We start from the raw sequence: 15,232 nt of genomic DNA on the forward strand, positions 1-15,232 counted from the left end.
GGGACGGTGTGGTGGCGGTACGGGGGTGCGGCTCAGTGCGACTCAGTCGGCCCGGCGGGCGGTGCGCCCGGAGACCTGCACCCGGTCGATCCGGCCGGTGGCCGGGTCCCGGTGGAAGGCGCCGCCGGGCTCGGGGCGGCCGGTGTCGGGGGCGACCAGGTCGTAGGAGAGGTCGGCGTAGCAGCGCAGCGGGATCGGCGGGTCGCCGTCCACCGACAGCGCGAGCTGCCCGCCGCCGGCCGCTTCGACCCGGTAGCGGATGGCGCCGTTGCGGTAGTCTCCCGCGCACTCGGGCAGCGGGACGGTCTCGCCCGCGCCGACCGGCTCGATCGCGGCGGGCACCCGTATCCCGGCCAACTCGTCGAGTTCGGCCGCGAGTTCGCGCCAGAGCGCGGTGGCGGCGCCGGCGTTGCCGGTGAAGGCGACCACCACACCGCTGTCCGGGTCGGCCCGCAGGTGGCAGGAGGTGCCCATGGCGTTGCCGTCGTGGCCGCACCACAGCTGCCCGTCCTGCCGGTAGAGGGCCACCCCGGCGCCCCAGCCGTCGGCGAGGGCTCCCGGCCGGGCGCCGGGCTGGGGGCGGCGCATCTCCTCGGCGAGGTCCGGGGGCAGTGCCTTGGCCCGGCCGACCAGGGCGGCGCCGAGCGCGGCGAGGTCCGTGGCGCTGGCCAGCAGGGCGCCGGCCGGGGCCTCCAGCGGGGCGAGGTTCTGCCGCACGGCCCGGGGCCGGCCGGTCGCGGCGTTGAGCGCGTGCCCGGCGGCGACCGGGCGCCCGGGGTCGGTGGTGTCGACGAACACCGGTCCGGTGCCGAAGGGTTCGAGCAGCAGGGCGCGCACCGCCTCGTGCCAGGGCATCCCGGTCACCGTCTCCACCAGCCGCCCGGCCGCGACGTAGCCGGCGTTGGAGTAGGAGAAGTCCGTCCCGGGTGGGAACAGGGCGTCCCGGGCGGTGCACACGGCGGACAGGTAGCGCGCCGCGGTGGTCCGGGCGGCGGCGTCGGAGTCGGGCCCGGTGGGCAGTCCGCCGGTGTGGCCGAGGAGGTGGCGAATCGTTACTTCAGGCAGCTGCCGGAGTTCCGGCAGGTGCTCGGCGGCCGGTTCGTCCAGGTCGAGGTCGCCGTCCTCGGCGAGCAGCAGCACCAGCGCGGCCGTGTACGGCTTGGTGAGCGAACCGACCGGTACGGCGGTGTCGGCGGTGAAGCGCGCCCCGGTACCGATGTCGGCCACCCCGGCGTGCAGGGCGACGGTCTGCGAGCCGGTGTCCAGCACCAGTTGGGCGCCGGGCACCCGGTGGGCGCGCGCGAGCGTGTCGAGCCGGTGCTGCAGCGCACCGCGCAGCAGGAGGAGCGGCGCGCGCTCGCGGGTGGGCGCCGAGCTGGGGTACGGCATGGCGGAAGCTCCCGTTACTGGTTCTTGCCGCCGGCGCACGGGCGCCCGCGGCGGAATTACGGATTGCCGTACGACACGGCGGGGAATTCCCGGCCGCCGTCACCGTGCGGCTCGGGATGCGCGCCGGCGCGCGGAATCGACCGGGGAACCGGCCGGCCCGGAGCCGTTCCGGCCCCGCTCCAACTTGTCCGGAGCGGACGGTGCGAAGACGATCGGAATTCCACGCCGCCCGGTGAACGGCGGGGGAGGGAACGGCCCGCGGTGAACCGCGGGCGGCCGAATACCGTTACCCCGCGGGCGCGGCCGGACGGAATCCGATCCCCCGCCGACCGGCCGCTCTCCCGGCGCTGGTCTGCGTGATTGCCGTTCCCGGCATGTCCATCCCCCTTTTTTTGCGATGCGCCCCCGCAACCGCCGCGCGAAACGCGCGGACACGGCCAGGAGTCGCACAATCCGTGCCACCCGAACGTCTGAACGAGCGAACGTCCGGGCGACGAACGCGCATCAGTCTTCACCGCCGAGTCAGCCGCTCGCAACCCCTTCCGATTGAATGGAAAGCGACTCCCCACGGCTCCCCCGGTAATCGGAACCACAAAATCCCAGGTGCGACTCCCGGCCACACCCGGAGCGCCCGGGGAAGATGAGAATTTCTTTGGCCGAAACTGTGACGTTCACACCCCCCCATCAACTCGAACAGGCATTCGCGGAAATATCCGAGTGATTTCCCGGACGCATGGGACGGCTGTGATTCCCGAGCCGCAATGCGACGGAAGTGAAAACCGGTCAGCCGCCGCACGTCAGCAGCCCCATCGCCGCGTCGACGATCAGTTCGGGAGCCGGACCGACGTCCAGCGCGGCCCCCCGCTCGTCCGGCTCCAGCGGTTCCAGCGCGGCGAGCTGGGAATCGAGCAGCGTGGTCGGCATGAAGTGGCCCCGGCGGCGGTGCAGCCGCGAGGCCAGCAGGTCGTGGCCGCCCGTCAGGTGCAGGAAGAAGGCGCCTGGACAGGCCGCGCGCAGGGTGTCCCGGTAGCGCCGCTTCAGCGCGGAGCAGGTGACCACGCCGCCGGTGCCCGCCGCCTCCCGTTCACGCAGCCACCCCCCGATGGCCTCCAGCCAGGGCCGGCGCCGCGCGTCGTCCAGCGGGATGCCGGCCGCCATCCGGGCGATGGAGTCCGGCCGGTGGAAGTCGTCGCCGTCCGCGAAGGGGACGGCCAGCCGCTCCGCGAGCAGCCTGGCCACCGTCGACTTGCCGGTGCCGGAGACCCCCATCACCACGACGTACGGGCGCTGCGTGCCGAGGGACATCGGCGCCGCCTACCGCTGCCGGGGCGGCGGCCCCTGCGATCCTGCCGGGTACTCCTCCAACGGCACCAGGTCCCGCTCCCAGGCGGACAGCACCGGCTCCAGCACCCGCCACGCCTCCTCGGCCTCGTCGCCGCGGATGGACAGCGCCGGGTCCCCGTTCAGCACGTCCAGCAGCAGCCGCCCGTACGCGGGCAGGTCCTGCGGCTCCATCCGCGCGGTCAGCGACAGCGGCGCCAGCTCGTGGGCGTGGGCGCCGATCCCGGTCAGGTCCAGGGCCAGCCCCTCCGGCTCCAGCTCGAAGCGCAGCACATTGGGCAGCGCCTCCTCGCTGTGCTCGAACGGCAGGTGCGGCACCGGGCGGAAGTGCACCGCGACCTCCTTGCGGTCCACCCCGAGCGCCTTGCCGCTGCGCAGCCGGAACGTGGTGCCGGCCCAGCGCCAGCTGTCCAGCTCCAGTTCCACCTCGGCGAAGGTCTCGGTGCGGCGCTTGGGGGCCACCCCCTCCTCGTCGATGTACGCGGGCACCTCGCGCTCCCCGATCCGGCCGGGCAGGTAGCGCGCCCGCCGGGTGCGGTGCACCACGTCGTGCTCGGTCAGCGGCCGCACCGAGCGCAGCACGTCCACCTTCCGGTCCCGCAGGTCCCGTTCGCCGAGTGTGATCGGCGGTTCCATGGCCACCAGGCAGAGCAGTTGCAGCAGGTGGTTCTGCACCATGTCCTTGAGCGCTCCGACGTGGTCGTAGTACCCGGCCCGGCCCTCCAGCGCCAGGGTCTCGTCCCAGACGATGTCCACCCGCTCGATGTGGGTGCTGTTCCAGATCGGCTCCAGCACCCGGTTGGCCAGCCGGCTGCCGAGCACGTTCTGGACTGTCGTCATGGCCAGGAAGTGGTCCACCCGGAACACCGCCTGCTCCGGCACCAGGTCGGCGAGCAGCCGGTTCAGCTCCTGCGCGCCGGCCAGGTCTTCGCCGAACGGCTTCTCCAGGACGACCCGGCTGCCGGGCGGCAGACCCACCTCGTGCAGCGCGGTGATCACGGACGGGAAGAGCGCCGGCGGCAGGGCGAGGTAGACGGCGACGGGCCCCTCGCCGGCGACCACCGCGGCCACGTCGGCGGGGTTGGTGACGTTCGCCCGCAGGTAGCTCAGCGAGGCCAGCACCGCGTCCTTGGCCTCCTCCGGGTAGCCGCCGCCGTGCCGCTCCAGCTGGGTGGCGGCCCACTCCCGGTAGTGCTCGGTGGGCCAGTCCTCCCGGCTCGCCCCGGTCACCCGCAGGCCGTCGCCGACCTGCCCGGAGGCCCGCAGGGCGGTCAGCGCCGGCAGCAGGAAGCGGGCGGTGAGGTCGCCGGTCGCGCCGAGGACGGCGAGTCGGTCGATCATCCCCGCCCACCCGCCTTCGCCCGGGCCAGGCTCACGCCGCCGGCGATGATCCCGATGTGGCTGAACGCCTGGGGGAAGTTGCCCATGAACTCTCCTGTGGACGGGTTGATCTGTTCGGACATCAGCCCCAGCGGGCTCGCCCGGGAGCACAGCGAGGCGTACAACTCCTCGGCCTCGCCGATCCGGCCCTGGCCGATCAGGTTGTCGACCAGCCAGAAGCTGCACAGCACGAAGGCGCCCTCGTCGCCGGGCAGGCCGTCCGGGGACTCCTCGTGCAGGTAGCGGTAGAGCAGCCCGCCGCCCGCCGACAGCCGTTCGGCGACGGCCGCGGCGGTCGCCACCATCCGCGGGTGGTCGGCCGGCACCACCTGGCGCAGCGGGAGCGCGAGCAGGCTGGCGTCCAACGCGCCGCCGCCGTCCAGGTGGGCGCTGAGGGTCTTCGCGTCCTCGTCCCAGGACTGCTCCAGGATCAGCCGGCGCAGCTTCTCGGCCGAGGCCCGCCAGCGGTCGGTGCCGCTGGGCAGCCCGAGCCGGGCGCCGATCTGCGCGGCCCGGTCCAGGGCGACCTGGCACAGCCCGGCCGAGTAGGTGAACACCCGGCCCTCGCTGCGCACCTCCCAGATGCCCTGGTCCGGCTGGCGCCAGGCCAGTTCGGCGGAGTCGGCCAGCCCGGCCAGGCTGGCCCACAGTCCGGGCTGGATCTCGCCGCCGGCCCGCAGCCACTGGTCGGCGCAGTCCAGGATCTCGCCGTAGACGTCGTGCTGGCGCTGGTCGGCCGCGCCGTTGCCCCAGCGCACCGGGGCGGAGCGCTGGTAGCCCTCCAGCTCGCCGTCCTCGATCTCGTCCGGCACCAGTCCGCCCCGCAGGTCGTACATGATCCGGGGCCGCCGGCTGGCCTCGAAGGCGTCCAGGACCCAGCCGAGGAAGGCGTCGGCCTCGCCGCGGAAGCCGATCCGGCGCAGCGCGAACACGGCGAACGCCGCGTCGCGGATCCAGCTGTAGCGGTAGTCCCAGTTGCGGACGCCGCCGATGGGGGCGGGCAGCGAGGAGGTGGGCGCCGCGACCAGCGAGCCGTTGGCCCAGTCGTCGCAGAGCTTGAGGGTGATCGCGGCCCGCCGCACCAGCGGTTCCTCGGGGCCGTCGTAGTCGAAGTGCCGCATCCAGCGGCGCCAGGCCTCGGCGGTGCCCTTCAGGGTCGCCTCGGTGTCGAAGCGGTGGTGGCGGTGGAAGCGGCCCCAGGACAGCACCAGGTCCAGCCGTTCGCCCTGGCGCAGTTCGTGGGTGCTGTGCAGGCCGTTCAGCGGACGGTTGGACCGCAGGTGCAGGCGCAGGTCCGGGCGCCGGTGCGGCCGCACCTCCAGGCCGCTGAACAGGGCCTGCGCCTGGGCGCCGCCGCGCGGCTCCAGTTCGGCCCGCAGCCGGACGGTCCCGTCCAGCACCACGGCGGAGCGGACGAGTTCGCCCCGGTCGGCCCGCGCGTCGTCGGTGAGGTCCGCGCCGGAGCGCACGGTCAGCGCGTCGGTGACCCTCACCAGGCCGGTGGGGCCGCGCAGTTCGGTGAGCAGGACGCCGGTGTCCGGCTCGTAGCGCTGCCTGGCCTCCGTCAGGCCTTCCGGGGCGAGGGTGAAGTGCCCGCCCCGCGCGTGGTCCAGCAGGCCGCAGAACAGCGGCTCGGAGTCGAACCGGGGCAGGCACAGCCACGGGATGGTGCCGTCCAGGCCGACCAGCGCGGCGGTCGCGCCGTCGCCGATCAGCCCGAGGTCCTCCAGCGGCAGGTAGCCGCCCCGCCGGCGGACCGGCCGGAACGGTGGATCGGGATCGTACATGCCGCCTCGATTCCGCAGCACCAGAGGGGAGTTGACCGAAGGGGGAGCACGGTCCGGCTAGAAGGTGATCATCACCTTGACGACGTCCTCCAGCTTCTTGTCCGACACCTCGAAGGCCCGTTCCATGTCGTCGAAGCGGAACTCGTGGGTGGTCAGGTGCGAGGGGTCGACGCGGCCGCCCGCCAGGATCCGCAGCAGCCGCTCCATCCGCAGCCGGCCGCCCGGACAGAGCCCGGTCGCGATCGTCTTGTCCGCCATGCCGACGCCCCACTCGACGCGCGGGATGCGGACGAACTCGCCCTCGCCGAAGTAGCCGGTGTTGGAGACGGTGCCGCCGGGCTTGGTGACCTTGACGCAGGTCTGGAAGGTCACGTCCGCGCCGAGCGCCTCGATGGCGGTGTCCACGCCCTGGCCCCCGGTCAGCTCCATGATCCGCTCGACCACGTCCTCCTTGGTGAAGTCCACGATCTCGTCCGCGCCGTACGTCCGGGCGAGCTTCTGCCGGCTGGGCACCGACTCGACGCCGATGATCAGGCCGGCGCCGCGCAGCCGGGCGCCCGCCGTCGCCATCAGGCCCACCGGCCCCTGGGCGACGACGGCCACCGTCCCGCCGATCGGGATGGCGCCGTGCTCGGCGCCCATGAAGCCGGTGGAGAGCATGTCGGCGCAGTAGACCGCGTCCGCGTCGGAGATCGACTCGGGGATCTTCGCGAGGTTGGCGTCGGCGTCGTTGACGTGGAAGTACTCGGCGAAGACCCCGTCCTTCAGGTTCGCGAACTGGAAGCCGCCGAGCGCCCCGCCGGACTGCGAGGGGTGGCCGTTCTGGGAGTTCAGGTCGCCCCAGTCGGGGGTGATCGCCCCGACGAGGACCCGGTCGCCGGGCTTGAAGTCCTTCACCTCGCCGCCCACCTCGTGCACCACGCCCACCGCCTCGTGCCCGAGGGTCAGGTTCTCCCGGGGGCCGATGCCGCCCTGGACGGTGTGGGAGTCGGAGGTGCAGATCAGCGCCCGAGTCGTCCGTACGACGGCGTCGTTCGGGCCGGGCCGGGGGACCGGCTTCTCCAGGAAACCGACCCGCCCGATCTCCTTCATCACGAAGGCCTTCACTGGCCTGTCCTTCCTGCCCTCGCACCACCGCCGCGGCGGTGGTGCGGATCGATTCGGCTCCCTCCCCGCCGGGCTGCCGGTGGCCGGCCACGCGGCCAACGGGTCCCACGTTCCCGGCAAACGCGGCGCCGCGCGATCCGGCCGCCGCGGCAGCGGTGCTTTCCAGTGAAAAACGCGCGGACGCGGCAAAGGCCCGCGCCCACCGACTGCTAGCGTCTGCCGCGTACCGGCGGGAGCTGTGGAGGTCGCTGTGGTGGACAAGGGCGTGGCACGGGCCTTCATCGGGTCGTTCACCTCGGCGGGCGGGCCCGGGATCGTGGCCGCGTCCCTCGATCCGCGCACCGGGGCGCTCACCGCGACCGGCACCGTCGAGGCCGTCGATCCGTCCTACCTCGCCGTCGGGCGGTCCGAGGCCGGTCCGGTGCTCTACGCCGTCTCCGAGACGGTGCCGGGCGCCGTCACCGCGTACGACATCGCCGCACCGGTGGCCCGCCCGCTCGGCGCCCCGGTGCCGGTCGGCGGGGACGAGCCCACCCATCTGGCCGTCGCGCGCGGCCACCTGGTGACCGCCAACTACGGCTCCGGCAGCGTCAGCGTGCTGCCGCTCGCCGCCGACGGCGCCCCGCGGCCCCCGAGCGCTGTGCTGCGCCACGAGGGCAGCGGACCGGACCCGGAACGCCAGCGGGCCCCGCACGCCCACCAGGTGCTCACCGATCCCTCGGGCCGCTGGGTGCTCAGCGTCGACCTGGGCACCGACTCGGTCCGGATCTGCTCGCTGGACACGGCGACCGGCGCGCCGGCCCTGCGGTCCGAGACCGCGCTGCCGCCCGGCACCGGGCCCCGGCACCTCGCCTTCCACCCCTCGGGCCGCCACGCCTACGTGCTCGGCGAGCTGCGTCCCACCGTGACGGTCTGCCGCTGGGACGCCGCGGCCGGGGCGCTCGAACCGGTCGGGGAGACGCCGCTGTTCCCCGAGGGCGTCGAGGGCCCGGTCTCCCCGTCGGCCCCGGTGGTCTCCCCCGACGGCCGCCACCTGTGGGCGGCGGTGCGCGGCACCGACACCATCGTGGTGCTGGCGCTCGACGGTACCGGCGAGCGGGCCCGCGTGGTCGCCTCGGTGCCCTGCGGGGGCCGCTGGCCGCGCGACCTGGTGCTCGGCCCGACCGGCACCCGGCTGTACGCGGCGAACGAGCGCTCCGGCGACGTCACCTGGTTCGACCTGGAGGCCGGGAGCGGCTTCCCCCGCCGGGCGGGCTCGCTGGCCGTCCCGGCGGCCTCCGCCGTCCTGTTCGTCTGAGCCCGAGGCTGCGGCTGCGGCTGCGGCTGCGGCTCAGGCTCAGGCTCACTCGCTGTCGCGGACCACCACGACCGGGACGGTGGCGTGCCGGGTGCAGTGCTGGGCCACCGAGCCCAGCAGCATCCCCGAGAAGCCGCCGAGGCCGCGGCTGCCGACCACCAGCAGCTCCGCGCCCCTGGACGCCTCGACCAGGGCCCCGGCCGGAGTGCCGTAGCGCACCTCGGTGCGCACCTCGACCGGCGGCGTCCCGCCCAGCGCCTGCTCGACGGCCCGGGCGACCTCCTGGCGCGCCCGGCCCTCCAGCACCGCCTCGTCGGTGCTCGCCGGCGGGAACCAGCCGCGCGCGCCGTGGTACGTCGGGTACTCCCAGGCGATCACCGCCACCACCACCCCGTGGGTGAGCTCCGCCTGGCGCACCGCCCAGCGGAGGGCCCGCTGGGACGAGTCCGAGCCGTCCACCCCGACCACGATCCGGCCCGGCTCCTGGCGCTGGTCAGCCATGCTTCCTCCTCGACTCGACGGTGCCCGACCGTGGCGGCGGATCGCACAGGCCGTGGGTCCGCCGTCACCGGGCTCGGTGTCCAGCCTCGGGCCGACCGCACCGGGTGCGCAGTCCGGCAGGTCCAGACGGGGCCCGGCCCCGCCTCCGAACGACGATCGGGCCCCGAGTCGGCGGCGCGACTCGGAGCCCGATCAGGGGTCCGGAAGGATCAGCCGTCGTTCTCCGCCGACGGCAGGTACGCGCCGGGCACGTCGTTCGGCGCGAGGATCGCGCTCTCCCCCGGATACGGGGTGGCCCAGTTGTGCGCCTGGTACCAGACCAGGTGCTCCATCTGCGCCGGGTTGGCGTGGTCCGGCACCGCGTTGCGGCCGGTCAGCCGCTGCTTGGACTTCCAGGCGTCCCACTGGGCCGCGACGGCCTGCTCGGCGGCCGGCGGCGCGGTGGTGGCCGGCACCGCCGCCGCCCGCAGGTCCTGCGCCGCGGGCACGTCGAGGCCGCAGGAGGGCGGCGTCTTCAGGCCGTCGGTCAGCGGGGTCCGGTTGGGCACCGCGGTGAACGGCGTGTAGTCCGGCCGGTCGGTGAAGGCCCCGGTCATCGGGGTGGCCGCGCTGTCCTTCTGGTTCATCGGGCGGATCCCGAGGATCTGCTCGATGGTGCGGATCATGGTGATCTGCGAGTAGTAGTGGCTGTCCACCACCCCGTGCTGCGCCCAGGGGCTGACGATCTGGATCGGGGCGCGGTGGCCGTCCACGTGGTCGAGACCGGCCTGGGAGTCGTCCTCGACGACGAAGATCGCCGAGTCCTTCCAGTACGCGCTGTGGGTGATCTCGTCGACGATCTTCCCGGTCGCCAGGTCGTTGTCGGCGACCTGCGCGGCCGGGCCGGCCGGGCCGCCGGTGTGGTCGCTGGACAGCCACAGCATGTTGAGGTCGGCCGGGCCGTTCTTCTCGAAGTCCTGCTTCCAGACCTGGTACCGGTACATGTCCGGGACGTCGGTGTCGAACTTCGGGAAGCCGGGCACCGAGACGCTGTTGAGCGAGGGGATCGGCGAGGAGGACTTCAGCGCGTAGGCGCTGCCCTGGCCGCTCTCGTCCATGGACTTGGCGTCGCAGTACAGGTTCTGCCAGGTGGCGTCGTCGGGCTTGTCCAGGAACTGGTGGAACTCCCCGAAGTCGCGCACCGACTTGCCCGCCGCCTGGGCGCCCGTCCACAGGAAGCCGGAGCGCTGGTGGCCCAGGCCGTCGTCCTCGGTGTCATAGCTGCGCTCGTACTCGCCGGCCGAGGACTCGGTGTACTCCGGGTTGTCGGCCTGCATCAGCCAGTTGTGGCCCTCGGCGGAGTTAGTGCCGATGTCGTAGGTGTTGTCGTACAGCCCGAACTGCTCGGCCAGCGCGTGCTGGTTGGGCGTCACGTTCGCGCCGAACTGGGCGAGCTTCGGGTCGCCGTTGCCCTGGGCGACGTCGCCGAACAGCTGGTCGTACGTCCGGTTCTCCTTGACGATCAGGAAGACGTGCTTGATCGGCGACGGGTCGCCGATCCGCTTCGGCACCGGCTCCGCCTTCGCCTTGTGGCCGTTGGCGAGCTTGACGGCGTTGTTGGTCCAGCCGTTCTGCTGGAACACCTTCGACGTCTGGGAGCGGATCTCCTTGTCGCTCGGCAGCGTGAAGGAGGTCAGGCTGGAGGTGGTGTCGTGGGTCTTGTGGGCGCCGGTGCTGTTGGGCCGACGGGCGTCGATGCCACGGGTGTTGGAGACGATCACCTTCGAGCCGACGGTGGCGACCTCGGCCGGGAAGTAGTCCGTGGGCAGCAGGCCGACGTAGCTCACCGGCTCCTGGGCGCCGGTGAAGCGGTAGACGGCCACCGCGTTGGCGCGGCCGAGGGTGACCAGCAGACGGCCGTCCTCGGTGAGGGTCACCGCGGTGGGCTCGTAGCCGACGGAGGCCTCCGGCCACGGCTTGGTGGAAATGGTCTGGACGACCTTGTCGTGCGCGGTGTCGATCACCGATATCTCGTCGGTGGCGGTGTTCGCGACGAACACCACCCCGTTCTTGGCGTACAGCGCCGTCGGGTGCAGGCCGACGGGGACGGAGCCGACGGCGCCGGCCGGGTTCGCGAGGTCGATCACGCTGACCGTGCCGGTGGTGGTGGCGGCGGTCACCGGGTCGGCCGGCACCTGGGTGCCGTACGAGTTGATGGTGGTGTCCTCGGCCGTGGCCGCCCGGCCGCCCTCGTTGCCGACGTACAGCTTGTCGCCGACCCGCACCACGCCGCGCGGCGCGTTGCCGACCGTCCAGCTCTGCTCGACGGCGCCGGTCGCCGCGTCGATCGCGACCACCCGGTTCTGGCCGTTGACCGCCCCGTAGACCGTGGAGCCGTCGGCGGAGAACACCGCGGCCGAGGCCAGCGCGTGCTTGTCCCCGTCGGCCGGGATCGGCACCGCCACCGGCTTGGCCAGCGAGCCGTCACTCTGCACGGTGAACCGGGTGTAGCCGTCGAGCTGGCCCAGCCACAGCTGCTTGCCGTCCGGCGAGTAGACCGGGGACTCCTGGCCGACCGCGCCGCTCGGGATGCGCAGCTCATCCGCCTTGTTGGTGCCGACGCGCTGCCGGACCTTGCCGGTCTTCAGGTCCACCACGACCAGCGCCGAGTCGCCGTCGGTGACCGCGGCGGCCAGGTGGCCGCCGTCCGGGCTGACGGTGGAGCCCATGATCTTGCCGTTGTTCAGGACCTGCCGGCTGCCGTACGGGGAGAGGTACTGGTCGCTGGAGATCACCAGGCCGTTGGCCGTGGTCCGGCCGACCTGGTCGGTGCCGAACTGCTGGGTGGCCGCGAAAGCCGTGCCGGTGGCCACCGCCACCGCGGTGATGCAGGCCGTGGCGAGTGCGGCCCGGCGGCCCACCCGGCGGCCGAGGAGGACGGGGTTGTCGTTCCGGCTGCGTCGACGACGCGTCACCTGCATGACGTCATTCCTTCGTTGGGTCGAGCGGATGTGCGGGGGAAGCGAGCAGCCCGACCTGACCGTCGAACTGCCACAGCGGGTTGGGTGCGTCCCCGGTCGGGGTGTGCACCAGGAAGTAACCGTTCACGTCCTTGGGGCCGTCGCCGTCGGCGGTCAGCCGGCCGTCGGAGGCCACGTCGAGCTGGTAGACCGCCGTCCCCGGCGCGTCCGTGCCGGGCAGGTGCCAGGTGACCACGCAGCGCCAGTCGTTGCCCGGCCCCTCCGGGTCGACCTGGCCGTCGCCGCGCTGGCAGGCGGCCGTGGCCCGCAGCTGGTCCTCCGTCACGGCGGGCCGGTGCAACTGCTCGGTCTGCAACCGGTAGAGGTGGGCGAAGGCGGTGGCAACCGACCGCTGCACCTTCTCCTGGGTGATCCCCGAGCCGGTCGAGGGCGTGGCCGGCCAGACCGCGCCGGAGGTCAGCGCGAGCAGCCCGGCCAGCGGCAGCACCGCGAAGGCGAGCGCACGGCGCCCCGCACCGTCCTCGCTGCCGGTGGTGAAGTCCCGCCGGACGAACAGCAGCCAGGCCGCCGTGGTCGCCGCCGCGGCCCACACCAGGCTGACCGCGACCGCGATCAGCAGCTCGTCCAGCCGCGCCGGGTCGGCGAACAGCCCGTTCCAGGAGACGAAGGCGTAGCCGGGCAGCGCCAGGCGCAGCGCCACCGGCAGCGGCAGCAGCTGCGCGAGCTGCATCGCGACCGCCGCCAGCGCGGGGACCAGCAGCCCCATCGGCGAGCGGCCCAGCAGGACGGAGCCGAGCAGCCCGAGCGCCGCCAGCGCCAGGGTCGGCGCCAGCGCGCACGCCCAGGCCAGCAGCACGCTCACGGCCGCGTCGGAGGGTCGCAGCAGGTGCCCGTCGACGCCGACCAGCGGCTGATCGCCCACGGCCGCCAGCCCGCCCACCGTGCCGGAGGCGGCCAGCCCCGCCACCAGCAACACGATCACGGTGGTGCTCGCCAGCGCCTTCGCCGCGAAGATCCGCCGCGGCGAGCGGACCGTCACCAGCAGCTGCCGCCAGGTCCCGAGCCGGTCCTCCACGGCGAACACGTCGCCGGCGACCACGGAGGTCAGCAGCGGCAGCGCCCAGGAGCCGGCGAAGCCCAGCACCACCAGCGGCCCGGCCCAGCCGGTGGCGTGCATCCAGCGGCCGAACAGCGTGTCGGAGGGCAGCGTCCCCTGCTGGGCGACGGCGGCGGTGAACAGCCCCGGGGCGGTCCAGCACGCGAGCAGCAGCAGCCTGATCCGCCACTGCGAGAGCAGCTTGACCAGCTCGAAGCGGTACACCCGGCCCACCGGGACGGGGCGCGCCGCCACGGGTCCGGCGGCGACGACAGCCGTGCGTCCGGCCGTGATCACGCTCATGCGCCCGCCTCGCTCCGCTCGGCGAGGGCATTCGCCCACGCGCGCCTCTCGATGACTCGCTCGCTCCGCTCACTCATGGCAGGTCCTCCTGCTGCTCGGTCAGGGCCAGGAACGCGGCCTCCAACGGCGGTACGACGGGGGCGACCTCGCGCACCCGTACGCCGGCGGGCACCAGCGCGGCCACCAGCTCCTCGACGGCCGGTCCGGTGGCGCGCACCACCAGGGCCTCGGCCCCGGTCTCGGAGAGGACCTTCACGCCCCCGACCGTGGCGGCCACCCGCCGCGCGGCCGCCGGGTCGGAGGTGCGCAGCCGGTGCTCCAGCTCGCGGCTGTCCGTCGCCAACTCGCCCAGCGGGCCGGAGAACCGGACCCGGCCGGCGGCCAGGATGGTGACCTCGTCGCAGAGCGCCTCCAGGTCGTCCATCCGGTGGCTGGACAGGACCACCGTCACCCCGTCGTCCGCGAGCCTGCGCAGTGCCCGGTGCACATGCTGCTTGCCCGCCGGGTCCAGGCCGTTGGACGGCTCGTCGAGCACCAGCAGCCGGGGTTCGGTGAGCAGCGCCGCGGCCAGGCCGAGCCGCTGGCGCATGCCGAGCGAGAAGCCGCGCACCCGGTCGTCGGCGACCTCGCTCAGCCCGACCTCGGCGAGCACCTCGTCGATCCGCGCCGAGCGGGGGTCCTGGCCGCGCAGTGAGGCGAGTGCGGCCAGGTTCTTCCGGGCGGTCAGCGACGGGTAGAGCCCGGGCCCGTCCACGAACCCGGCCACCCCGTCCGGTGCCGCCAGGGCCCGGCCGACCGGTCTGCCCAGCACCTCCAGCGCGCCTTCGTCGGCGACGGCCAGCCCGAGCAGCAGTCCGAGCAGCGTGGTCTTCCCGGCGCCGTTCGGCCCGGCCAGCCCGTGGATCCGCCCGGGTGCCAGCTCCAGTCCGACGCCGTCCAGTGCCACGACGTCGTCGAAACTCTTCGTCAGCCCGTGTGCCCGTACGGCAAGTTGCGTGTCCCTCATGGCCCCTTCTCGCAGTTCCTCCGGGAACCTAGGGCGTTGACGGGTCGCAGTCAGGGCCGGGCGGTTGAACACCCGGGGAACAGCAGACGGCCGGTGCCCCGTTCGGGGCACCGGCCGTCGTGGGCCTGGGGGTACCGGAGATCAGCGCAGGCCGGCGAAGAGGTCGTCCTCGGGCAGGGAGGCGCCGGTGCCGTCCTGGACCCGGACGAAGGTCTCCACGCCCATCAGCTCGGTGAACCGCTCCTTGCCCATCTTCAGGAAGAAGATGTTCTCGCCCTGGCTGGCGTGCGCGGCCAGGGCGTCGAACTTGCGGCCGCCGAAGGCGGTGGTGTCCACCCAGGTGGTGATCTCCTCGTCGGGCAGGCCGAGCGGCGGCACCCCGGAGCCCTCCGAGCCCTCCGGCTCATCCCAGTCCGCGCCGAACTCGCGCATCACCTCGCCGAACCGCCGCATGCCGGAGTGCGGCGCCGTCGTCCAGTAGACCTTCGGCGCCAGCCCGGACAGCTCCACCGCCGCCATGGTGATGCGGTGGGCCTGGATGTGGTCGGGGTGGCCGTAGAAGCCGTTCTCGTCGTAGGTGACGACCACGTCGGGCCGGTAGTGCCGCATCAGCTCGGCGAGACGGGCGGCGCCGTCCGCCACCGGCGTGCCCCAGAAGGACCCGGGGGCGTCGTTGCTCGCCCAGCCCATCATCCCGGAGTCGGTGTACTCCAGAAGCTCCAGGTGAGAGACCTTCAGCACCTCGCAGCTGGCCTCCAGTTCCCTGCGGCGCATCTCGGCGACGGCGGCCGGGTCGTGGCCGGGCTCGCCCGGCTTGACCCCGCCCGGCCCGTCGCCGCAGCTGCCGTCCGTACAGGTCACCAGGACGGTGCGGATGCCCTCCGCCGCGTACCGGGCGAGGACACCTCCCGTCCCGCTCGCCTCGTCGTCGGGGTGAGCGTGCACCGCCATCAGCGTCAACGGCCGGTCAGCCATGGGGTTCTCCGTAAGGTGTTAGGCGGCCCAGGAGGGCCGGATGTGGCTTATGGGGTCTTGCCTTCAGTGGCTCCTGAGGAGTGGCCGTCC

The 15,232-nt window shown here is 73.6% G+C and carries 11 protein-coding genes; 1 reads left to right on the plus strand and 10 read right to left on the minus strand.

What is annotated here, in order from left to right:
- Window positions 1-42: 42 nt before the first annotated feature.
- The 5 genes from QWJ13_RS31340 to QWJ13_RS31360 form a co-directional block, all read right to left on the minus strand.
- The gene (locus QWJ13_RS31340; protein WP_316528806.1) at window positions 43-1,389 is read right to left on the minus strand and encodes a serine hydrolase domain-containing protein; all 1,347 of its coding nucleotides are present in this window, start codon (window positions 1,387-1,389) and stop codon (window positions 43-45) included.
- Window positions 1,390-2,172: 783 nt separating this feature from the next.
- Window positions 2,173-2,694: a gluconokinase gene (locus tag QWJ13_RS31345; RefSeq protein ID WP_316528808.1), complete on the minus strand. Its 522-nt coding sequence runs from the start codon at window positions 2,692-2,694 to the stop codon at window positions 2,173-2,175.
- Between the two features lie 9 nt (window positions 2,695-2,703).
- A complete protein-coding gene (locus QWJ13_RS31350; RefSeq protein WP_316528810.1) occupies window positions 2,704-4,071 on the minus strand; it encodes a glucose-6-phosphate dehydrogenase in 1,368 nt (455 codons plus the stop codon).
- Window positions 4,068-5,897 carry a glycoside hydrolase family 15 protein gene (locus QWJ13_RS31355; protein WP_316528811.1) on the minus strand — a complete coding sequence of 610 codons (1,830 nt, stop codon included), beginning with the start codon at window positions 5,895-5,897 and terminating at the stop codon, window positions 4,068-4,070. The genes QWJ13_RS31350 and QWJ13_RS31355 overlap by 4 nt, the downstream gene beginning before the upstream one ends.
- Window positions 5,898-5,954: 57 nt before the next feature.
- On the minus strand, window positions 5,955-7,004 hold the full coding sequence (locus QWJ13_RS31360; RefSeq protein ID WP_316528812.1) for an NAD(P)-dependent alcohol dehydrogenase: 1,050 nt from the start codon (window positions 7,002-7,004) through the stop codon (window positions 5,955-5,957).
- A 250-nt stretch (window positions 7,005-7,254) separates the two neighbouring features.
- On the opposite strand from QWJ13_RS31360, the gene QWJ13_RS31365 reads away from it, so the two are divergent.
- On the plus strand, window positions 7,255-8,301 hold the full coding sequence (locus QWJ13_RS31365; protein ID WP_432277638.1) for a lactonase family protein: 1,047 nt from the start codon (window positions 7,255-7,257) through the stop codon (window positions 8,299-8,301).
- 45 nt (window positions 8,302-8,346) lie between these two features.
- Here QWJ13_RS31365 and QWJ13_RS31370 read toward each other — a convergent pair whose 3' ends face one another.
- The 5 genes from QWJ13_RS31370 to QWJ13_RS31390 all read right to left on the minus strand — a co-directional run bounded on the left by QWJ13_RS31370 (window position 8,347) and on the right by QWJ13_RS31390 (window position 15,142).
- The gene (locus QWJ13_RS31370) at window positions 8,347-8,802 is read right to left on the minus strand and encodes a universal stress protein (RefSeq protein ID WP_316528816.1); all 456 of its coding nucleotides are present in this window, start codon (window positions 8,800-8,802) and stop codon (window positions 8,347-8,349) included.
- A 209-nt stretch (window positions 8,803-9,011) separates the two neighbouring features.
- Window positions 9,012-11,762, minus strand: a complete 2,751-nt coding sequence (locus tag QWJ13_RS31375) for an alkaline phosphatase family protein (RefSeq protein WP_316528818.1) — start codon at window positions 11,760-11,762, stop codon at window positions 9,012-9,014.
- 4 nt (window positions 11,763-11,766) lie between these two features.
- Window positions 11,767-13,161 (minus strand): ABC transporter permease, encoded by a 1,395-nt coding sequence (locus QWJ13_RS31380; RefSeq protein WP_316528819.1) that lies wholly within the window; start codon window positions 13,159-13,161, stop codon window positions 11,767-11,769.
- 73 nt (window positions 13,162-13,234) lie between these two features.
- Window positions 13,235-14,167, minus strand: a complete 933-nt coding sequence (locus QWJ13_RS31385; RefSeq protein WP_316528822.1) for an ABC transporter ATP-binding protein — start codon at window positions 14,165-14,167, stop codon at window positions 13,235-13,237.
- A 141-nt stretch (window positions 14,168-14,308) separates the two neighbouring features.
- On the minus strand, window positions 14,309-15,142 hold the full coding sequence (locus QWJ13_RS31390) for a PIG-L family deacetylase (protein ID WP_316528823.1): 834 nt from the start codon (window positions 15,140-15,142) through the stop codon (window positions 14,309-14,311).
- Window positions 15,143-15,232: the final 90 nt, after the last annotated feature.

The sequence above is a fragment of the Kitasatospora brasiliensis genome (genome assembly GCF_032654805.1).
GTDB lineage: Bacteria > Actinomycetota > Actinomycetes > Streptomycetales > Streptomycetaceae > Kitasatospora > Kitasatospora brasiliensis.